The organism is Streptomyces sp. NBC_01707 (assembly GCF_041438805.1).
Taxonomy (GTDB): Bacteria; Actinomycetota; Actinomycetes; order Streptomycetales; family Streptomycetaceae; genus Streptomyces.
This window is the reverse complement of sequence record NZ_CP109190.1, coordinates 5,218,497-5,237,240: the sequence shown is the minus strand read 5'-3', so window position 1 is coordinate 5,237,240 and position 18,744 is coordinate 5,218,497. Positions and strand designations below refer to the sequence as shown.

The window sequence follows — 18,744 nt, the reverse complement described above, 5'->3', positions numbered from 1 at the left end:
TGCCATGACCGAACGTCCTGTGGTCAAGCGCACCGCACGCGCCATCCTGCTCGACGGCAACGACCTCATCCTCATCAAGCGCACCAAGCCTGGGGTGGATCCGTACTGGCTCACGCCGGGCGGCGGGGTCGAGCCCGAGGACGCAACCGTTGTCGAGGCTCTTCACCGCGAGGTGGACGAGGAGCTCGGCGCCAAGATCACCGATGTGGTCCCCTGCTTCGTCGACACCGTGGAGCACATCGAGGGCGGTGGGGTGAAGGGCGTGAAGGTGCAGCACTTCTTCGTCTGCCGACTGGACTCGATGGACCTCTCCCGTCGGCACGGCCCCGAGATCGAGGATCCGTGCGGCGAGTACGACGTCGTACGGGTGCCGTTCAGCCGGATCGGGATCGCCGCCGTTCATCTCGTACCGCTGTCGCTGCGGCACTACCTGGACGGCAATATCGAGGGCGTGCGGGCGATGCACGCGCCGGACCTGGGCTGATCCGGGGCCCGTGGGCCTGTTTCTGCCTGCTCCTGCTCGGACGGGCCCCGTGTTCAGGCCGGGCCCGTCGTCGGCGCCAGTTCCTCGACGGCGTCGTAGCGGATGCGCGCGGACGGCATGCCGATGCCTGTAAGGACGTCCACGCCGCTGCGGATCATCCCCGGCGGGCCAGAGAGATAGGCGTCGTACTCGTGCCACGGGCCGAGCTCGCGCACCGCGTCGGGCAAGAGGCCCTTCAGTCCCATGCCCGACCCGCCGGAGACCACCGGGCGGACGGCGAGCCAGGGAAAGGTCTGCTGGAGCCGCAGCATGGTGTCGATGTCGTACAGGTCGCGGTCGCTTCGTGCGCCGTAGAAAACCTGCATCGGGCGCCGATCGCCGTGTTCGGCGACATCCTCGACGAGCGCCTTGATGGGTGCGATGCCCGTGCCGCCGCCCAGGCACAGCAGTCCGTTGTGGGTCGTGTGGTCGACCGTCATCGAGCCGGCGGGCGGGCCGAGCCGCAGGACGTCGCCGGGGCGGGCCCGGTGCACCAGTGCGCTGGAGACCCAGCCCGCCGGGACCGCCTTGATGTGGAACGTGAGCAGGCCGTCGGGCCGTGGCGCCGAGGCGAAGGAGTAATGCCGCCAGATCCGCGGCCACCACGGGGTCTCCAGGGCGGTGTACTGGCCCGCCAGGAAGGGGTAGGCCTGGTCGGGGCGGAGTGTGAGGATTGCTATGTCGGGCCTTCTGAGGTCATGGGAGACGATCTCCGCGACCCACCAGGCGGGCGCTCGTTCCTCGTCCTCGGCGGCCGCGTCGATCATGATCTGCGACAGCGCGGTGTAGGTACGGATCCACGCCGCCTCGGCCGCCCCGTCCCATGTGACGGCGTAGCGGCTCAGGGCGCCCAGGAGTGCCTCGCCGACCGCCGGATAGTGCGTGGGCAGGGTGCCGTATTTGCGGTGTCCCCGGGCCAGTCCGCCGAGGTACTCGGCCAGCGCATCGGGGTTGTCCATACGATCGGCGGCCATCAGGATCGCCCGCAGGAGACGGTCTCGCTGGGTGTCCATCGCGGCCGGGAAAAGGGCGCGCAGTTCGGGGTGGCGGACGAAGAGCAAGGCGTAGAAGTACGAGGTGGCCCGGTCCGCGACAGGGGCGATCTCCGTCAGCGTGCGGTGGATCAAGGCCGCATCGGGAGATCTGAGAGTTTCGTCGCCGGGCATGGTGGCCTGAGCGTCCATAACTGTGCCTCGCCTCGAACATCTTCTGGTCGCCTTGCGTGCCGACAGTGCTCGCAGCCACCGCGTGCGGCCCCTCGTCCCAGCATCCCTGCGTCGACTCAGGGCCGGACAAATAATGGGAAGTCCGGGTATCCGAACCGCGTTTCCCGTTACGCTCCCTTGCCCCATGGCCGTACCCGGGATCCAGGGCAGGGCTTCGGCCCACGGTGCCCGCCGGAGAGTTCGACAGGAAGGCGCCACGTACGCCCGAGCACGTACACACGGATACTCCCGCTGTCGGACGCCCAACTGCCCTTTGCCAGGCACCGTGTTTCACGTGAAACCACTCAAGCGCCCCGCTCGCCGAAGTCTTCTGGTCGCCCATGTCGCGGTCTCCGTCAGCTGGCTGGGCCTCAGCGTCGGCCTGCTGACACTCGGGATCACGGCCTTCCTGACCGGCGACACCACCACCGCACAGGCCGCGACCCGCGCCATGAAGATCTTCGGGGACTGGCTGGTCGTGCCCGTCGCTCTGATCTCGCTCCTCAGCGGTCTCGTGCTGGCGCTCCGTACCCCGTGGGGTCTGGCCAGACACCGCTGGGTCTGGACGAAGTTCTGGCTCACTCTGATCACCACGGCCCTGTCGATCTTCTCGCTGCGGCCAGGCATCAACGAGGCAGCGGCGCAGGGCGCCGTCGACATCAATCTGGTCGTCGCGCCTTCTGTGGCAACAGCCACGTACCTCTTCATCACCGCGGTCTCGGTACTGAAGCCATGGGGGCTGACCCGGCGCGGCCGACGGCTGCGTGTCTCGGCCAGTTCCGGTAAAGCGGTGGACGAGCGATCAGTGCGTCGGACAGCCTGAGCCCCATGCCCAGCCCACTGCCCCGTCCGCACGCCGACGCGCCCGTCCGGCGTCTCACCCGGGGAGACCTGGTCCCCTGCGCCGATCTCTGTGAGGACCGCGGCTGGCCGCGTGATGAGCCCCGATGGGGCCTGCTCCTGTCCGCAGGGACCGGCTACGGCATCGACGACCCCGAGGGCAAAGGCCTGATGGCCGCCTGTGTGGTGACCTCCTACAGCCAGGGCTTCGCCGCCGTCGGCATGTTGCTCGTCGCCGAGCGGTACGCGCGGCAAGGGATCGCCCGTCGTCTGATGCGCCATGTGATCGAGGCGACCGGGAAGACCTCGCTCAGCCTGTACGCGACGGAGCCGGGGCGGCCGCTCTACGAGGAGCTCGGCTTCGAAACGGTGGGACGGGCGGAGCGAGTGGTCGGGCACTTCCGGCCGAGCGGCTCATCGGGCGGCGGCGTTTCGACGGCGGGCGCCGTGACCGTCCGCCCGGCCGCCGCAGGGGATCTGCATGCCATGCTCCGGCTGGACGCGGAGGTCTTCGGCGCCGACCGGACGCACATTCTCGCCCGGCTGCCGGCGTTCGCGGACCACCTGCGGGTCGCGGAGGACAACGGTGAGCTGGTGGGTTACGCGGCGATCTGGCCGAGCGAGCGGACCCATGCGGTCGGTCCGCTGATCGCCCGGGACACCGATACGGCGAAGGCGCTTGTCACCTCGCTCGCGAAGGCAACGGACCGTCCTCTTCGCCTGGACATCGACGCACGTCACGGGGAACTGCTGAGCCTGCTCAAGGAGTGCGGTCTGCAAGCCGGCTCCTTCACCACGGTGATGACCTACCGGGCCCCGGAGCTGCCGGGCGACTGGACTCGTCGCTTCGCGCCGCTGACCGTGGCGACGGGCTGACACCGACCGGACCGGCCCGAGGCGTCGTCCGCCCGCGCAACCGCGAATGTCCGTCCCCTGTGCCGAGGTTCTCCAGGCACGTGGGAACGGACATTCATGCGCTTCCGCTGTCCGTGGGGTGGTTCGCCGACTAGGCGAGCGCCTCCACGGCAGCTGTCGCGAAGCCGTGGTCCTGCTCGGGTGCGCCGCCTCCCACGCCGACGGCGCCGATCAGCCGGCCGTCGCGAAAGACCGGCACCCCGCCGGCGATGAAGAGCAGCGGCCGGTCAAGGGCGGTCGGCAGGGTGTGGAAGAGCCCGCCCGGCTGGACCGCGTCGACCAGGTCGGCGGTCGGGGCACCGAGCTGGAGGGCCGTGAAGGCCTTGCGGGTGCTGGTCTCGCCCGCGATGAGGACGGCCCGGTCGTCGCGCCGGAAGGCCAGCAGGTGACCGCCCGCGTCGAGGACCGAGACGGCAGCGGCGACACCTGCTGCCTCCGCGGCGGTGCGAGCAGTGGCGACGAGCGCTTCCGCGTCCTGGATCGTCAGCGGAGTGACGGCGGCCGGCGAGAGGGTGGTGGTCATGAGGGACATCTCCTTGGTGCGATGGTGCGTACGTACGTGTGTTGGCTGTGGGGGTTTCAGCGCCGGGCTTCGGCGACTACGACCGGCTCGGGGACGTGACCGGCGACGCTTCGACTGTGCGTGCCCGTCCGGCGTTCCAGGCCGCTGGAGAGGAGGGCGAGGGCGAGGGCGGATGCGGCCAGGACGGCGCCGACCCAGTTGGGTGCGGTGTAGCCGAGACCCGCCGCGATGACGATGCCGCCGAGCCACGCCGACAGTGCGTTACCGAGGTTGAAAGCGCCGATGTTGACGGCGGAGGCGAGAGTCGGGGCACCGGCGGCCTGATCGAGCACGCGCTTCTGCAGCGGCGGTACGGTCGCGAAGCCCAGGCCGCCGATCAGAACGATGGTGACGGCTGCCGCGAACTTGTTGTGGGCGGTCAGGGTGAACAGGGACAGGACCACGGCAAGGGCACCCAGCGAGATGTACAGCATCGGCATCAGGTGGCGGTCGGCGAACTTGCCGCCGAGCAGATTGCCGCCGACCATGCCGAGCCCGAAGAGGACCAGCAGCCAGGTGACGGAGGACGCGGAGTAGCCGGCGATCTCGGTCATCATCGGCGTGATGTAGGTGATCGCGGCGAAGACACCGCCGAAGCCCAGGACGGTCATCGCCATGGCGAGCAGCACCTGCACGTTGCGGAACGCGGCCAGCTCGTGGCGGAGCCGTACGCCCTCTGCCCTCGGCTGCTCGGGAACCAGTCTGGCCACACCGAGGAGGCCGACGACTCCGAGGGCCGCGACGATGAAGAACGTGGTGCGCCACCCGACGCTCTGCCCGATGTACGTGCCCAGCGGTACGCCGACGACATTGGCGACGGTGAGGCCGGTGAACATCGTGGCGATCGCGCCGGCCTTCTTCTGCGGGGCGACCAGATCTGCCGCGACGACCGACCCGATGCCGAAGAACGCGCCGTGGGCGAGAGAGGCGATCACCCGTCCCGCGAGCATCACGCCGAAGACCGGGGCTACGGCGGACACCGCATTGCCCAGGATGAACAGCCCCATCAGGAGCATCAACATGCGTTTGCGGGTGACCCGGGTGCCGAGGACCGTCATCAGCGGGGCACCGAGTACGACACCGAGGGCATAGCCCGTGACCAGGAATCCTGCGGTCGGGATCGAGACCTGGAAGTCCGCAGCAACCTCTGGGAGCAAGCCCATGATCACGAACTCGGTGGTGCCGATACCGAATGCCCCGATGGCGAGGGCGAGGAGCGCCAGCGGCATGGGTTTCACCTTCCCAGAAGATTGCGTCTGCGCCTTACGAGCGTCGACAATAATTGCAGACGCTGGTTAATTGCAAGCGCGGGCTATTGCAGACGTCCCCTATCCTGGACGGAAGCAGCTCCGCACGGAGGAGAGACCATGACAGCGACGGATCCCGCACTGACCGCCCTCTCCCAGGGCTGGTGCGCCCTCTCCCTGCTCCACGGCAAGATCGAGGCCCGCATCGAACGGGCCCTGCAGTCCGGGCACGGCCTCAGCGTGCGGGAGTACTCCCTGCTCGACGTCCTGAGCCGGCAGCACAGCGGCCCGGGCGGCCATCTCCAGATGAAGCAGGTCGCGGACGCCGTCGTGCTCAGCCAGAGCGCCACCACCCGTCTGGTCACCCGTCTCGAGGACCGCGGGCTGCTGACCCGGTATCTCTGCGACACCGACCGCCGCGGCATCTACACGGATGTCACCGAAGCCGGCCTCACCCTTCTCTCGGAGGCGCGGCCGACGAATGACACGGCCCTGCGCGCCGCTCTCGACGAGGCAGCCAGGAATCCCGAACTGGCACCGCTCGTCAGGACGGTCGAAGAACTGAAGGTCCCCGCGCGGGCCGCGTGATCTGCGTAGTCTGCCGATCATGAGCGATCTGGAGATACGCCCTGCCGCCCTCACCGACATCCCGGCCATCGTGGCCATGCTGGCGGACGATCCCCTGGGCGCACAGCGCGAGTCACCGGACGACCTCACTCCGTACCGTGCCGCGTTCCAGCGGCTCGCCGACGACCCGAACCAGCATCTGGTCGTCGCCGTACGCGACGACGTTGTCGTGGGGACCCTGCAGCTGACCGTGATCCCCGGACTGTCCCGGCGCGGCTCGACACGCTCGATCATCGAGGGCGTCCGTATCCATGCCGACGAGCGCGGGAGCGGCCTCGGCACGCGGCTGATCCAGTGGGCCGTGGACGAATCCCGGCGCCAGGACTGCCAATTGGTCCAGCTGACGTCCGACGCGACCCGGACCGATGCGCATCGCTTCTACGAGCGACTCGGCTTCATCGCCAGTCATGTGGGCTTCAAGCTCGCCCTCTGACCACTGCCCGCAACCCGGTGGCGACATCCCAAGGACCGAAGGAGGTCTCGGTGCACGGCATCAGCGACGCACAGCGCCGGTCCAGGCTCGGCAGGCGCCATCTCCTGGCACCCGCCGTACGGGCAGCGTCCGCGGAGTCCGTGGCCGACGCGGTCGTGGCACTGCACGCCACCGACGCGGCCACGGTCTTTCTCTCCGTCTGCGCCCGGCTGTCCGAGGCCAGCGTCGGCACGGTGGAACGAGCTCTCTACGAGGAGGTCTCGCTGGTCCGGCTGCTCTCCATGCGCAACACCCTCTTCACCGTGTCGCACGGGCTCGCTCCGTACGTCGACGCGTCGAACGCCAGGGTGGTGGCCGCCAAGGAGCGCCGGACCTTCCTCAAGCACCTGCGGGACGACGGGAACGGACTGGACGCGCACTGGCTCGCCAAGACGGAGGAGGAGACTCTCGCCGCCCTGACGGCTCGTGGGTCCGCAACCGGCAGTGAGCTGTCCGCCGCCGTGCCGGCGCTGCGCACGAAGATCACGGTCTTTCCCGGCAAGAAGCAGGAGACCGTACAGGGCGTCGCCACACGCGTCATACGAGTGATGGCGGCCGACGGTCTGATCCGCAGGGACAGGCCACGTGGCTCCTGGACATCCAGCCAGTTCCGATGGACGGCAGCCGAGCCCTGGCCCGCCCGGGAGACCTCAGCGGCACAGGCGGAACTGGCCCTGCGCTGGCTCCGCTCGTACGGCCCCGCGACCGAGGCCGACCTGAAGTGGTGGACGGGCTGGGGCCTCGGCCAGGTACGCCAGGCACTGGAAGCCGCCGGAGCCGAGGAGGTGCGGCTCGACAACGGCGCCACAGGCTGGGTATCGCCTGGGGACATGGAGCTCGAACCGGACCTGGAACCCTGGGCGGCGCTGCTCCCGGCCCTCGACCCGAGCGCGATGGGCTGGGCCGATCGCGGCTTCCACTTGCCGGCCGAGTACCGGACGGCGCTCTTCGACCGAGCCGGCAACATCGGACCGACGGTGTGGTGGAACGGCCGGATCGTGGGCGGCTGGGCTCAGCGCGCCGACGGTGAGCCGGTGTGGCGACTGTTGACCGACGCCGGCCGGGAGGCCACCACCGCGATCGAGGCGGAGGCGTCCCGGCTGTCGGGATGGGTGGGTGAAACGCGGGTCACCCCGCGCTTCCGTACGCCACTGGAAAGGGAGTTGACGGCCTGAGCGGTCCGCGCCTGAGACCTGTATCGGTCACCACGCGTCGCGTTTCACGTGAAACCTGACGCCGACGCGGCACAGAGCCGTGACCGTGTGACACTCAGCCGCCGAGGCCTCGCCAGCCCCCCGCGTCCACCCCACCGGGGACGGCCGATGCAGGGTCGTACGGTTCACGCGTGAAGACGAACGACCCCAGGTCGAGGTGGCTCACGCTGCCGTCGCCCGCCCTGACGACGCGGAGCGTCTCCCCGGCGTAGTACCCGTCCAGCCCGATCCAGCTGCCGTCAGGCTGCGCGACGAACCGGGCGCCACGACCACTGCCCCGCAGCGGCTGCAGTGTCAGCCCTCCGTCCGCGGTCAACTGCAGGATGTTCGGACGCGTCCCCCAGTACCAGGGACCGGTGAGGGCGAGGAGGTCCGGGTCGACCTCGGTCAGCGGGCGCCAGGGCTCCGGAATACGGGGCTCGGCATCGGCGACGATGTCCACGATGTCTGCGGCGACCTCACCGACGAACAGTCCCGAGGTGGTGTTGGTGAGCACCACCGCAGCCACATCGTCCTCGGTGCTGAACCAGAGCGCTGCCAGAAAGCCCGGCAGTGAACCGGTGTGCCCGAGAAGGGTGCGCCCGTCCTGGCGCACGACCTGCAGACCGAGACCGTAATTTCCCTCCCAGTCGCCGGACTCGGGCGGCGCCGACGGCACGCGCATCTCCTCCACCGAGGCGGCGCCGAGAACCCGGTCGTCCCCCTCGGCAAGGAAGGAGGCGAAGCGGAGGATGTCGGTGGCCGTGGACCAGAGCTGCCCGGCCGGAGCCATCAGGCCGAGGTCCTCGGTAGGTTCGGGCAGCAAGGCATCGGCCCAGGGGTGCACCGCCCAGCCGCCCGCGTGTGGCGCCTGCGGCTGGGTGGAAGTACGGCTCATGCCCAGCGGCTCCAGAATCTCGCGCTCCAGCACCTCCGCCCAGGATGCCCCGCGCACCGTCTCGATCAGCGCACCGAGCAGGGTGTAGCCAGGGTTGGAGTAGTGATGGCGCCGGCCCGGAGGATGCATCCGGGTCTGCTCCCCGAGTACATCGGCGAGGTCGGGACGCAGGGTGCCCGGCGTCCGCTCCCACCAGGGTGCGGGCGACTCAGCAGCCAGTCCCGCACTGTGACCGAGCAGCTGAAGGATGGTGACACCGCCGACGCCCGTACCCGGCAGATGCTTCTCCAACGGGTCGTCGAGATCCAGCAGACCCTCGTCGCGCAGCCGCAGGACCAGCACGGCGGTGAAGGTCTTGGTGAGGGATCCGATCCTGAACTGCGTATCGGCGTCAGGGGAATGGTCGTCGACGCAGCTGCGGGAGCCGCTCCAGACGACCCGGCCCCGACGCTGCACCGCGGCGACGAGTGAGGGTGCGCGGCCCTCGGCCTGCGCGGTGGCGATGCGGTGCAGCAGTGCGCGCTGCGTGCCGGGAAGCAGTTCTTCTGAGTGGTAGGTCATGGTCAACAAGTACCGGCGCAGCCGCTCCGTGGCGACCCCATTTCGCGGTATGCGGGCCAAGAGGTCAACGCTTGCGGCTGTACGTCCTGACCAGCACCCCGTTGTCGAAGACACGCACCGACTCGAGCGCGAACTCGGTGGCCGCGAATTCCGATCCGAACATCGGCATGCCTGACCCGTAGACCAGCGGATACGTCTTGATCACGAGCTCGTCGATCTCGTCGAGCAACTCCCCCGCGAGCTGTGAGCCGCCGCAGAGCCAGATCCCGAGTTCGCTGTCCTCCGCCTTGAGTTCCCGCACCCTGCCGACCACATCGTCCGAGATGAGCTCGACGTTCGGGTCGGGCGATTCCTTCAGGGTCCGCGAGGCCACGAACTCACGCAGCTGGGCATACGGACTGGTGATGTTCATGTCCAGCGCCAGCTGATAGCTGGCCCTTCCCTGGACAACGGTGTCGAACTTCTGATTCTCGGCATCGTGAAAGCCGAGTTGTCGGCGGCCCTCGGTCGCAACCGTCTCCGGATACTGGGATGCGAGGAACGCGATGAACTCCTCGTTCACGAACGGGTACATGGACGACGCGTCGCCGCCCGGGTCCCCGATGAAGCCGTCGATGGAGCAGGCAATGAAGTAGGTCAGCTTTCGCACGAGTTCCCCGTTCGGTGAGGGTTGGCAGAGGACTCAACCACTACGCTTATAGTGCTTCACATGTAGTGGTTGAGCAATCCCTTTTCACCGATGAGCCAATGGATACGGAGATACGCATGGTCAGGAACCCCGAGCGCAGGACGGCGCTCGTCGACGCGGCCATCGAGGTGCTGGCGCACGAAGGCGCACGAGGACTCACCTTCCGCGCGGTCGACGCACGGGCAGGCGTCCCTGTGGGCACGTCGTCCAACTACTTCGCCAGTCGCGACGAGCTGTTCCTGCAGACGGGCGCCCGGATCACCGACCGGATGACACCGGATCCGGTCAGGGTCGAGGAAGCCATGCGCCCGACACCCTCACGCCATCTGGTCACCGAGCTGATGCAGTGGCTGGTGCAGCGCATGGCCGATGACCGCACCGGCTATCTCGCCATGCTGGAACTACGCCTGGAAGCCACCCGCCGGCCGGCCCTCCTCGATCACCTCAACCGAACGGTTCGCGCGGACCTGGACGCGAACGCCCGCTTCCACCGGGAGGCCGGTCTGCCGGGCGACGCCGACGCCTTCCTCGTGCTCTACCTCGCCATGACGGGCCTGCTGCTGGACCACTTCACCCTGCCCGGCATGCTCACCGGCGGCGCCACCGCCCACCGCGACCTGGACCGGCTGGTGGAGACGATCGTCACGCGGACCATCCCGGCGGAGTGACCACGTCGGCGAACGCGGCAAGCACGGCCGCGCTGCCCTCGCGCAATCCCAGCCCCAGGTGCGTCACACACAGCCCACCGTGAACCCACCCAGGTCACGGACCCGACGATGATCCGCCGGGCACGGCTCAGGTCTGCGCCATGTCCACGAAGCGTGAGTAGTGGCCCTGGAACGCCACGGTGATCGTCGCCGTCGGACCGTTACGGTGCTTGGCCACCATCAGGTCCGCCTCGCCCGCTCGCGGGGACTCCTTCTCGTACGCGTCCTCGCGGTGCAGCAGGATCACCATGTCGGCGTCCTGCTCGATGGAGCCGGATTCACGCAGGTCGGACACCATCGGCTTCTTGTCCGTGCGCTGCTCAGGACCACGGTTCAGCTGGGACAGCGCGATGACCGGCAGCTCCAGCTCCTTCGCCAGCAGCTTGAGGTTTCGGGACATGTCCGAGACTTCCTGCTGACGGCTCTCCGCCCGCTTCGAACCACCGGACTGCATCAGCTGCAGATAGTCGATGATCACCAGCTTGATGTCGTTCCGCTGCTTCAGCCGACGACACTTCGCCCGGATCTCCATCATCGACAGGTTCGGCGAATCGTCGATGTAGAGCGGGGCGGCCGAGACGTCCGGCATCCGGCGGGCCAGCCGCGTCCAGTCCTCGTCGGTCATCGTGCCCGAGCGCATGTGGTGCAGCGCCACCCGCGCCTCGGCGGACAGCAGACGCATCGCGATCTCGTTGCGCCCCATTTCGAGGGAGAAGATCACGCTGGGCAGGTTGTGCTTGATCGAAGCGGCCCGGGCGAAGTCCAGGGCCAGCGTGGACTTACCCATGGCCGGACGTGCCGCGATGACGATCATCTGGCCCGGGTGCAGGCCGTTCGTCAGCGCGTCGAAGTCGGTGAAGCCGGTCGGTACACCGGTCATCTCACCGGAGCGCGATCCGATCGCCTCGATCTCGTCGAGTGCGCCTTCCATGATGTCGCCGAGCGGCAGATAGTCCTCGCTGGTGCGCTGCTCGGTGACGGCGTAGATCTCGGCCTGCGCGGAGTTGACGATCTCGTCGACGTCGCCGTCGGCCGCGTATCCCATCTGCGTGATCTTCGTGCCGGCCTCGACGAGCCGCCGCAGGACCGCCCGCTCGTGGACGATCTCCGCGTAGTACGAGGCGTTGGCCGCGGTCGGCACGGACTGCACGAGGGTGTGCAGATAGGGAGCACCGCCCACCTTGGTGATCTCGCCGCGCTTGACCAGTTCGGCCGCGACGGTGATCGGGTCGGCCGGCTCGCCCTTGGCATAGAGATCGAGGATCGCCTGGAAGACGGTCTCGTGGGCGGGGCGGTAGAAGTCGTGCCCCTTGATGATCTCCACGACGTCGGCGATGGCGTCCTTGGACAGCAGCATGCCGCCGAGGACCGACTGCTCGGCGTCGAGGTCCTGCGGGGGTACGCGTTCGAAGCCGGGCGATCCACCGTCCCAGCCGCTGCTCTCCCGGCCGCGGTCGTGTTGCTCACCACGGTCCCTGCTGTCACCGCGACGCTGGCGGGAAACAGGCAGACGGTCACTGGGACCGGTGTCGGTCCAGGGGTCGTCCAAAGGCTCGGGAATACTCACCGGCCACCTCCTCCCGTCCGCTCCGCGGACCCTCGCCGTGCCACTCCTTCTTACGGCACAGCACCGACAATCGAGACGCTCGACTCCGGTTCCATCACGTCGAGATCTGTGGGATTCCAGGGCTGAAACGGGGTGTGGGCGCCGGTCCACGGTAGGCGGCCCGGCACCGTCAGCCAATCTGGTTATCCACAGGGCATGTGGACGACGGACCAGATGCTGTGGAGAACTCCGCAGAACCTGTGCACGGAGCGGGGGACAGCACTGTGGACAAACTCATAACGCCACCATGAACACGGTCCTGACCTGCCTTTTCTCCATCCACGGGCTGTGGGGGAGAAAAACTTTCAGACTCGGCACAAGATCACGGCAAACCACGCGCAGAAGAACACGACGCACCGACAAATGTAAGGACCACTATCACCTTGCATCCGTTACCTGTGGAAGGTTAGATTTGCGCCCATGACCCTGGCTCCGGTGACCTCGCACTCCAGCCGTCGACGGCATGATCGCGAGATCATCGCGCTCGCTGTCCCCGCCTTCGGCGCACTCGTCGCCGAGCCCCTCTTCGTGATGGTCGACAGCGCCATCGTCGGCCATCTGGGCACACCGCAACTGGCCGGTCTGGGGGTCGCGGCGGCACTCCTCACCACCGCCGTCAGCATCTTCGTCTTCCTCGCGTACGCCACCACGGCAGCGGTTGCACGGCGGGTAGGGGCGGGTGATCTTGCCTCCGCGATCCGGCAGGGCATGGACGGCATCTGGCTGGCTCTGCTCCTCGGTGTCGCCGTCATAGCCGTGACGCTCCCCTCGGCCCCTTGGCTCGTCGAGATCTTCGGCGCCTCCGACACCGCCGCCCCGTACGCCACCACCTATCTGCGGATATCCAGTCTCGGTATCCCTGCCATGCTCATCGTGATGGCCGCGACCGGCGTACTCCGCGGCCTGCAGGACACCAGAACCCCGCTCTACGTCGCCATCGGCGGCTTCGCGGCCAACGGCGCCCTCAACGCGGGTCTTGTCTACGGCGCCGGGCTCGGCATCGCCGGATCAGCCTGGGGCACGGTGATCGCCCAGTTCGGGATGGCTGCCGCCTATCTGATCGTGGTGGTACGGGGCGCGCGTCGGCACGGGGCCTCGCTGCGCCCCGACGCGACAGGAATCAGGGCCAGCGCACAGGCCGGCGCCCCTCTCCTGGTCCGCACCCTGTCGCTCCGTGCCGTACTGATGATCGCCACCGCCGTCGCCGCACGCCTCGGCGACACCGACATCGCCGCCCACCAGATCATCCTCTCGTTGTGGAGCCTGATGGCTTTCGCCCTCGATGCCATAGCCATCGCCGGGCAGGCCATCATCGGCCGGTATCTGGGAGCCGATGACACCCAGGGCGCACGTGAGGCATGCCGTCGCATGGTCCAGTGGGGCATCGCTTCGGGTGTGGTCCTCGGGGCACTGATCGTGCTCGCCAGGCCCCTGTTCATCCCGCTCTTCACCGGCGACGGGGCGGTCCAGGACACACTCGTCCCAGCCTTGCTGGTGGTGGCGCTTTCCCAGCCGATCGCCGGCGTGGTCTTCATCCTGGACGGTGTACTCATGGGCGCCGGGGACGGCCGCTACCTCGCCTGGGCCATGCTGATCACCCTGACCGTCTTCGCCCCGGTCGCCCTGCTCGTTCCCACGGTCGGCGGGGGGCTGACGGCTCTGTGGTGGGCGATGGCCCTGATGATGACGGTCCGCATGCTGACGCTCTGGCTGCGGACCCGTTCGGGCAAGTGGATCGTCACCGGGGCCACCCGCTGACCACCGGCCGCTGACCACCGGCCACCGAGCCTGTTTCACGTGAAACGACGAGGGGCCGCACTCCCATGGAGTGCGGCCCCTCACCTGCTCTGGTGAGCTCTGCCCTTAGGCAGCAACGACCTCGATGCCGAGCTTCGCCGCAACCTCGGGGTGCAGACGCACGGACACCTGGTGTCCGCCGAGCGTCTTGATCGGCGAGCCGAGCTCGACGCGACGCTTGTCGACGTCCGGGCCACCGGCAGCCTTGATCGCCGAGGCGATGTCGGCCGGGGTGACGGAGCCGAAGAGGCGGCCGGCGTCGCCGGAGCGAACAGCCAGACGGACCTTCACGGCCTCGAGCTTGGCCTTGACCTCGTTGGCCTGCTCGATCGTCGCGATCTCGTGGATCTTGCGGGCGCGGCGGATCTGCGCCACGTCCTTCTCGCCACCCTTGGTCCAGCGGATGGCAAAGCCACGCGGAACCAGGTAGTTACGGGCGTACCCGTCCTTGACGTCGACGACGTCGCCGGCAGTGCCGAGGCCGGAGACCTCGTGGGTGAGGATGATCTTCATTATTCGGTCACCCTTCCCTTATCGCGCGGTGGACGTGTAGGGCAGCAGCGCCATCTCACGGCTGTTCTTGACTGCCGTGGCGACGTCACGCTGGTGCTGCGTGCAGTTGCCGGTGACGCGGCGGGCACGGATCTTGCCGCGGTCGGAAATGAACTTCCGCAGCATGTTCGTGTCCTTGTAGTCCACGTACTGGGTCTTGTCCTTGCAGAACGCGCAGACCTTCTTCTTAGGCTTGCGCACAGGCGGCTTCGCCATGGTGTTTCTCCTGTGTGATCAAGAAGTGGGGGTACGAGCTGCCCTAGAAGGGAGGCTCGTCCGAGTAGCCGCCACCAGAACCGCCGGAACCGCCGGAGCTTCCGCCCCAACCGCCTCCGCCGCCCTGCTGACCCCCGCCCTGCTGGCCGCCGGCCGGCGCGCTGGTGGCCCACGGGTCGTCGGCGGGAGCACCGCCGCCGCCCTGCTGGCCACCGCCACTGGGACCGCCGCCCCAGTTGCCGCCGCCCTGCTGGCCACCGCCGTAGCCACCCTGGCCGCCCTGGCCACCGCGACCGGTGGTCTTGGTGACCTTGGCCGTGGCGCTCTTGAGGCTGGGGCCGACTTCCTCGACGTCCAGCTCGTAGACCGTGCGCTTCACGCCTTCGCGGTCTTCGTACGACCGCTGCTTCAGCCGGCCCTGCACGACAACGCGCATGCCTCGCTGAAGCGACTCGGCGACGTTCTCCGCCGCCTGCCGCCAGACCGAGCAGGTGAGGAACAGGCCTTCGCCGTCCTTCCACTCATTGGTCTGCCGGTCGAAGATGCGGGGAGTGGACGCGACACGGAACTTCGCGACCGCCGCACCGGACGGGGTGAAGCGCAGCTCGGGGTCGTCGACGAGATTGCCGACGACCGTGATGACGGTCTCGCCTGCCATGGGTGAACCTCTCGGCGGGGATTGCTTCTGGCTGCTTGCTGCTACTCGAACCCGATGACCGCTGAGCTAGATGCTCAGTGGATCTCGGGACGGAGGACCTTGGTCCGGAGGACCGACTCGTTCAGGTTCATCTGGCGGTCGAGCTCCTTGACGATCGCAGGCTCGGCCTGCAGATCGATGACCGAGTAGATGCCCTCGGGCTTCTTCTTGATCTCGTAAGCGAGACGACGACGGCCCCAGGTGTCGACCTTCTCAACCTTTCCGTTGCCCTCACGGACGACGGAGAGGAAGTTCTCGATCAGCGGGGAGACAGCGCGCTCCTCGAGATCGGGGTCGAGGATGACCATCACCTCGTAGTGACGCATGTGGAACCCACCTCCTTTGGACTCAGCGGCCACGGTCGTTCCGTGGCAGGAGGGTCGTGATGCGTAAAGCAACAGTGTCTCCGAGTAAAACAGCCGACACTGACAACGCCCTCCATCGAGAGGGGCTGCTGTGCTGGCCTGGGCAGACACCGGTGCAGACCGTACAGAGTACCCGCACACCGGCTTCCGGTTGAAATCCGGTGCTCAGGAGACGCAATCTGTACACATCGGGTGTGAGCGGCGACACCATGCGCCGCCTTTCGGCCAGGAGGTACTCCATGGCACAGACAACGCGAACCCGCCCTGCCGTTTCCCTGCTGGCCACGGACGGCAGGCCCCATCCGCTCCAGGACACCCTGATGGCGGTGACCGTCGTTCTCGGCCTTCTCGCCTTCGTGACGGCGATGTTCCACAGTCTGCATCTGATCAGCTCGTGGGCCGGACTCCTCGGGATCCTGACGGGTGCGTACGGGCAGTACATCTCGGTGACCACGCGCGAGAGGTTCCCGCTGATCCTCGGCATGGGTGCGTCCGCCATCGGATTCTTCCTGGGCATGGCCCATGGAGGCCTCTTCGGCGGTGTGATCGGCTGACTCCGGCCCGGACCCGGCCGAACGCACCGGGACCCGGCGCCGGTCCACACCAAGGGGCCGTCCAGGTCCCGGTGGACCGGGCTGCCGGGTTCCACCGGGTCGGCAAGGTCCCATAGGGCCAGACGGGGCGCTCCCCGGTCGCAGTAGGCTTCGGCGCGAGAGCCGGAGCCCCTGACCGATGGGGACACACCTGCCGAGGAGCGCCCCGACATGAGCCTGACCCTGAGGACCATCAGCCGAGAGCAGCATCTGGCGTACATCCAGAGTCTGCCTTCGGCCAGTCACTGCCAGGTCCCGGCGTGGGCTGATGTGAAGACCGAATGGCGCTCGGAGAATCTGGGATGGTTCGACAAGAGCGGCGAGTTGGTGGGCGCCGGCCTGGTCCTGTACCGCCAGCTCCCCAAGATCAAGAGGTATCTCGCGTACCTCCCTGAGGGCCCGGTCATCAACTGGTACGCCCCGAACCTGGACGACTGGCTGCAGCCGATGCTGGCGCATCTCAAGCAGCAGGGTGCCTTCTCCGTGAAGATGGGCCCGCCGGTCGTCATCCGTCGCTGGGACTCGACCGCCATCAAGTCCGGTATCCAGGACCCCGACGTGAAGCGTCTGCGCGATGTCGAGGCCACCCACATCGAGCCTCGCGCCTTCGAAGTCGCCGACCGGCTGAGGAAGATGGGCTGGCAGCAGGGCGAGGACGGCGGCGCCGGATTCGGTGACGTACAGCCGCGCTATGTCTTCCAGGTCCCGCTGGCCAACCGGTCGCTCGAAGACGTTCTCAAGGGCTTCAACCAGCTGTGGCGCCGCAACATCAAGAAGGCCGAGAAGGCCGGTGTCGAGGTCGTCCAGGGCAGTTACGAGGACCTCGCGGAATGGCAGCGGCTGTACGAGATCACCGCGGTCCGCGACCACTTCCGGCCGCGCCCGCTCTCCTACTTCCAGCGCATGTGGACGGTGCTCAACTCCGAGGACCCCAACCGCATGCGGCTCTATTTCGCGCGGCACAACGGCGTGAACCTGTCGGCGGCGACGATGCTCGTCGTCGGTGGCCACGTCTGGTACTCGTACGGCGCATCCGACAACATCGGGCGCGAGGTCCGGCCCTCGAACGCGATGCAGTGGCGCATGCTGCGCGACTCGTACGCGATGGGCGCGACCGTCTACGACCTTCGTGGCATCAGCGACTCGCTCGACGAGACGGACCACCTCTTCGGCCTGATCCAGTTCAAGGTCGGCACGGGCGGCGAAGCCGTCGAGTACGTCGGCGAGTGGGACTTCCCGCTCAACAAGCTGCTCCACAAGGCTCTCGATATGTACATGTCGCGCCGCTGACGAAAACGGCTTCATTCGTTTGAATAGGTGCTTCAGCAGGCATGCCGGAAGGCAAGCCGACAATCTCAGGCACTTCATCAAGCTCCGCACACCTCTGATACACCGCAGCCACCAGAAAGGTTCCGGACCGGCCATGGCGCTCTCCCTCTACGTCGACACCGCGCGCTGGCGGGCGCACCAGAAATCCGTGCTCGACCAGTTCCCCGGACTCGTCCCGGTCTGCAAGGGCAACGGATACGGCTTCGGCCACGAGCGGCTCGCCGACGAGGCGATCCGCTTCGGCTCCGACACCCTGGCCGTCGGCACCACCTATGAGGCGGCCCGCATAAAGGACTGGTTCAGCGGCGATCTGCTGGTGCTCACCCCGTTCCGGCGGGGCGAGGAGCCGGTGCCGCTGCCCGACCGCGTCATCCGGTCCGTGTCCTCCGTGGACGGTGTGCACGCGCTGGTCGGGGCCCGGGTCGTCATCGAGTGCATGAGCTCGATGAAGCGTCACGGCGTCAAGGAGGAGGAGCTGGGGCAGTTGCACGCCGCCATCGAGGACGTACGCCTCGAGGGTTTTGCCCTGCACCTGCCGCTGGACCGGACGGACGGCTCGGACGCGGTCGAGGAGGTCATCGGCTGGATGGACCGCCTGCGGGCGGCCCGGCTGCCGCTGCACACCATGTTCGTCAGCCATCTGCGTGCCGAGGAACTGGCCCGGCTGCAGCAGCAGTTCCCGCAGACCCGCTTCCGCGCCCGCATCGGCACGCGGCTGTGGCTCGGCGACCACGACGCGACTGAGTACCGGGGCTCCGTCCTCGACGTCACACGTGTCGTCAAGGGCGACCGGTTCGGCTACCGCCAGCAGAGAGCCGCCTCCGACGGCTGGCTGGTGGTCGTCGCCGGAGGTACGTCGCACGGCGTGGGCCTGGAGGCTCCGAAGGCCCTGCACGGCGTGATGCCGCGGGCGAAGGGCGTCGCCCGCGCCGGCCTGGCCACGGTCAACCGCAACCTGTCGCCGTTCGTCTGGGCGGGCAAGCAGCGCTGGTTCGCCGAGCCGCCGCACATGCAGGTGTCGATCCTGTTCGTGCCTTCGGATGCGCCGGAGCCGAAGGTCGGGGACGAACTGGTCGCCCATCTGCGCCACACGACCACCCAGTTCGACCGCCTCGTCGACCGCTGAGGCGGTGGGCCGGCCGGCAGAACGA

At 68.0% G+C, this 18,744-nt stretch carries 20 protein-coding genes and 1 pseudogene; 11 read left to right on the top strand and 10 right to left on the bottom strand.

The window, feature by feature from the left end; translation table 11 throughout:
* The first annotated feature begins 4 nt into the window (after nucleotides 1-4).
* Entirely contained in the window at nucleotides 5-484 is a 480-nt protein-coding gene (locus tag OG963_RS23535) for an NUDIX domain-containing protein (protein WP_030930591.1), read from the top strand.
* A gap of 53 nt (nucleotides 485-537) precedes the next feature.
* Here OG963_RS23535 and OG963_RS23530 read toward each other — a convergent pair.
* A pseudogene (locus OG963_RS23530) lies at nucleotides 538-1,668 on the bottom strand (globin domain-containing protein); the annotation flags it as partial.
* 355 nt (nucleotides 1,669-2,023) lie between these two features.
* Between OG963_RS23530 and OG963_RS23525 the strand changes: the two are divergent.
* The gene (locus tag OG963_RS23525; RefSeq protein ID WP_093773878.1) at nucleotides 2,024-2,551 is read left to right on the top strand and encodes a DUF2269 domain-containing protein; all 528 of its coding nucleotides are present in this window, start codon (nucleotides 2,024-2,026) and stop codon (nucleotides 2,549-2,551) included.
* A 5-nt stretch (nucleotides 2,552-2,556) separates the two neighbouring features.
* Nucleotides 2,557-3,444: a GNAT family N-acetyltransferase gene (locus OG963_RS23520; RefSeq protein WP_093773876.1), complete on the top strand. Its 888-nt coding sequence runs from the start codon at nucleotides 2,557-2,559 to the stop codon at nucleotides 3,442-3,444.
* A gap of 130 nt (nucleotides 3,445-3,574) precedes the next feature.
* On the opposite strand, the gene OG963_RS23515 is transcribed toward OG963_RS23520, so the two are convergent.
* Nucleotides 3,575-4,006 (bottom strand): heme-binding protein, encoded by a 432-nt coding sequence (locus OG963_RS23515; protein WP_093773874.1) that lies wholly within the window; start codon nucleotides 4,004-4,006, stop codon nucleotides 3,575-3,577.
* Nucleotides 4,007-4,062: 56 nt separating this feature from the next.
* On the bottom strand, nucleotides 4,063-5,274 hold the full coding sequence (locus tag OG963_RS23510; protein WP_093773872.1) for an MFS transporter: 1,212 nt from the start codon (nucleotides 5,272-5,274) through the stop codon (nucleotides 4,063-4,065).
* Nucleotides 5,275-5,412: 138 nt separating this feature from the next.
* On the opposite strand from OG963_RS23510, the gene OG963_RS23505 reads away from it, so the two are divergent.
* The 3 genes from OG963_RS23505 to OG963_RS23495 are packed head-to-tail and all read left to right on the top strand — an operon-like array spanning nucleotide 5,413 to nucleotide 7,566.
* Entirely contained in the window at nucleotides 5,413-5,880 is a 468-nt protein-coding gene (locus OG963_RS23505; RefSeq protein WP_093773870.1) for a MarR family winged helix-turn-helix transcriptional regulator, read from the top strand.
* 19 nt (nucleotides 5,881-5,899) lie between these two features.
* Nucleotides 5,900-6,352, top strand: coding sequence for a GNAT family N-acetyltransferase (locus tag OG963_RS23500; RefSeq protein ID WP_371799411.1), 453 nt, complete (start codon nucleotides 5,900-5,902; stop codon nucleotides 6,350-6,352).
* A gap of 50 nt (nucleotides 6,353-6,402) precedes the next feature.
* Nucleotides 6,403-7,566, top strand: coding sequence for a winged helix DNA-binding domain-containing protein (locus OG963_RS23495; RefSeq protein WP_093773868.1), 1,164 nt, complete (start codon nucleotides 6,403-6,405; stop codon nucleotides 7,564-7,566).
* A 94-nt stretch (nucleotides 7,567-7,660) separates the two neighbouring features.
* On the opposite strand, the gene OG963_RS23490 is transcribed toward OG963_RS23495, so the two are convergent.
* Nucleotides 7,661-9,043: a serine hydrolase domain-containing protein gene (locus tag OG963_RS23490; RefSeq protein WP_371799410.1), complete on the bottom strand. Its 1,383-nt coding sequence runs from the start codon at nucleotides 9,041-9,043 to the stop codon at nucleotides 7,661-7,663.
* Between the two features lie 64 nt (nucleotides 9,044-9,107).
* On the bottom strand, nucleotides 9,108-9,692 hold the full coding sequence (locus OG963_RS23485) for a dihydrofolate reductase family protein (protein WP_093773864.1): 585 nt from the start codon (nucleotides 9,690-9,692) through the stop codon (nucleotides 9,108-9,110).
* A gap of 116 nt (nucleotides 9,693-9,808) precedes the next feature.
* Here OG963_RS23485 and OG963_RS23480 point away from each other — a divergent pair, with 116 nt between their 5' ends.
* Entirely contained in the window at nucleotides 9,809-10,399 is a 591-nt protein-coding gene (locus tag OG963_RS23480; protein WP_093930978.1) for a TetR/AcrR family transcriptional regulator, read from the top strand.
* 127 nt (nucleotides 10,400-10,526) lie between these two features.
* Here the strand turns inward: OG963_RS23480 and dnaB are convergent, their stop codons facing one another.
* Nucleotides 10,527-12,005: a replicative DNA helicase gene (gene dnaB / locus OG963_RS23475; RefSeq protein WP_030930560.1), complete on the bottom strand. Its 1,479-nt coding sequence runs from the start codon at nucleotides 12,003-12,005 to the stop codon at nucleotides 10,527-10,529.
* 459 nt (nucleotides 12,006-12,464) lie between these two features.
* On the opposite strand from dnaB, the gene OG963_RS23470 reads away from it, so the two are divergent.
* Entirely contained in the window at nucleotides 12,465-13,802 is a 1,338-nt protein-coding gene (locus OG963_RS23470) for an MATE family efflux transporter (protein WP_030930558.1), read from the top strand.
* A gap of 105 nt (nucleotides 13,803-13,907) precedes the next feature.
* Here OG963_RS23470 and rplI read toward each other — a convergent pair whose 3' ends face one another.
* From rplI to rpsF, 4 genes are all read right to left on the bottom strand, one after another.
* Nucleotides 13,908-14,354, bottom strand: a complete 447-nt coding sequence (gene rplI / locus OG963_RS23465; RefSeq protein WP_030930556.1) for a 50S ribosomal protein L9 — start codon at nucleotides 14,352-14,354, stop codon at nucleotides 13,908-13,910.
* An 18-nt stretch (nucleotides 14,355-14,372) separates the two neighbouring features.
* Nucleotides 14,373-14,609, bottom strand: coding sequence for a 30S ribosomal protein S18 (gene rpsR, locus OG963_RS23460; RefSeq protein WP_003967857.1), 237 nt, complete (start codon nucleotides 14,607-14,609; stop codon nucleotides 14,373-14,375).
* A 43-nt stretch (nucleotides 14,610-14,652) separates the two neighbouring features.
* Nucleotides 14,653-15,267 (bottom strand): single-stranded DNA-binding protein, encoded by a 615-nt coding sequence (locus OG963_RS23455; protein WP_030930554.1) that lies wholly within the window; start codon nucleotides 15,265-15,267, stop codon nucleotides 14,653-14,655.
* Nucleotides 15,268-15,341: 74 nt separating this feature from the next.
* Entirely contained in the window at nucleotides 15,342-15,632 is a 291-nt protein-coding gene (rpsF, locus tag OG963_RS23450) for a 30S ribosomal protein S6 (RefSeq protein ID WP_030930552.1), read from the bottom strand.
* Nucleotides 15,633-15,910: 278 nt separating this feature from the next.
* Here rpsF and OG963_RS23445 point away from each other — a divergent pair, with 278 nt between their 5' ends.
* The 3 genes from OG963_RS23445 to OG963_RS23435 all read left to right on the top strand — a co-directional run bounded on the left by OG963_RS23445 (nucleotide 15,911) and on the right by OG963_RS23435 (nucleotide 18,719).
* Nucleotides 15,911-16,225 carry a hypothetical protein gene (locus tag OG963_RS23445; protein WP_030930550.1) on the top strand — a complete coding sequence of 105 codons (315 nt, stop codon included), beginning with the start codon at nucleotides 15,911-15,913 and terminating at the stop codon, nucleotides 16,223-16,225.
* A gap of 210 nt (nucleotides 16,226-16,435) precedes the next feature.
* Nucleotides 16,436-17,554, top strand: coding sequence for a peptidoglycan bridge formation glycyltransferase FemA/FemB family protein (locus tag OG963_RS23440; RefSeq protein ID WP_030930547.1), 1,119 nt, complete (start codon nucleotides 16,436-16,438; stop codon nucleotides 17,552-17,554).
* Between the two features lie 133 nt (nucleotides 17,555-17,687).
* Entirely contained in the window at nucleotides 17,688-18,719 is a 1,032-nt protein-coding gene (locus OG963_RS23435) for an alanine racemase (protein WP_030930544.1), read from the top strand.
* Nucleotides 18,720-18,744 lie beyond the last annotated feature (25 nt).

Excerpts from the sequence above, each read along its gene's own strand:
- OG963_RS23535 (WP_030930591.1), top strand. The coding sequence starts at position 5 with ATGACCGAACGTCCTGTGGTCAAGCGCACCGCACGCGCCATCCTGCTC.
- OG963_RS23520 (WP_093773876.1), top strand. The coding sequence starts at position 2,557 with ATGCCCAGCCCACTGCCCCGTCCGCACGCCGACGCGCCCGTCCGGCGT.
- OG963_RS23515 (WP_093773874.1), bottom strand. The coding sequence starts at position 4,006 with ATGACCACCACCCTCTCGCCGGCCGCCGTCACTCCGCTGACGATCCAG.
- OG963_RS23510 (WP_093773872.1), bottom strand. The coding sequence starts at position 5,274 with ATGCCGCTGGCGCTCCTCGCCCTCGCCATCGGGGCATTCGGTATCGGC.
- OG963_RS23505 (WP_093773870.1), top strand. The coding sequence starts at position 5,413 with ATGACAGCGACGGATCCCGCACTGACCGCCCTCTCCCAGGGCTGGTGC.
- OG963_RS23500 (WP_371799411.1), top strand. The coding sequence starts at position 5,900 with ATGAGCGATCTGGAGATACGCCCTGCCGCCCTCACCGACATCCCGGCC.
- OG963_RS23490 (WP_371799410.1), bottom strand. The coding sequence starts at position 9,043 with ATGACCTACCACTCAGAAGAACTGCTTCCCGGCACGCAGCGCGCACTG.
- OG963_RS23480 (WP_093930978.1), top strand. The coding sequence starts at position 9,809 with ATGGTCAGGAACCCCGAGCGCAGGACGGCGCTCGTCGACGCGGCCATC.
- OG963_RS23470 (WP_030930558.1), top strand. The coding sequence starts at position 12,465 with ATGACCCTGGCTCCGGTGACCTCGCACTCCAGCCGTCGACGGCATGAT.
- rplI (WP_030930556.1), bottom strand. The coding sequence starts at position 14,354 with ATGAAGATCATCCTCACCCACGAGGTCTCCGGCCTCGGCACTGCCGGC.
- rpsR (WP_003967857.1), bottom strand. The coding sequence starts at position 14,609 with ATGGCGAAGCCGCCTGTGCGCAAGCCTAAGAAGAAGGTCTGCGCGTTC.
- OG963_RS23455 (WP_030930554.1), bottom strand. The coding sequence starts at position 15,267 with ATGGCAGGCGAGACCGTCATCACGGTCGTCGGCAATCTCGTCGACGAC.
- rpsF (WP_030930552.1), bottom strand. The coding sequence starts at position 15,632 with ATGCGTCACTACGAGGTGATGGTCATCCTCGACCCCGATCTCGAGGAG.
- OG963_RS23445 (WP_030930550.1), top strand. The coding sequence starts at position 15,911 with ATGGCACAGACAACGCGAACCCGCCCTGCCGTTTCCCTGCTGGCCACG.
- OG963_RS23440 (WP_030930547.1), top strand. The coding sequence starts at position 16,436 with ATGAGCCTGACCCTGAGGACCATCAGCCGAGAGCAGCATCTGGCGTAC.
- OG963_RS23435 (WP_030930544.1), top strand. The coding sequence starts at position 17,688 with ATGGCGCTCTCCCTCTACGTCGACACCGCGCGCTGGCGGGCGCACCAG.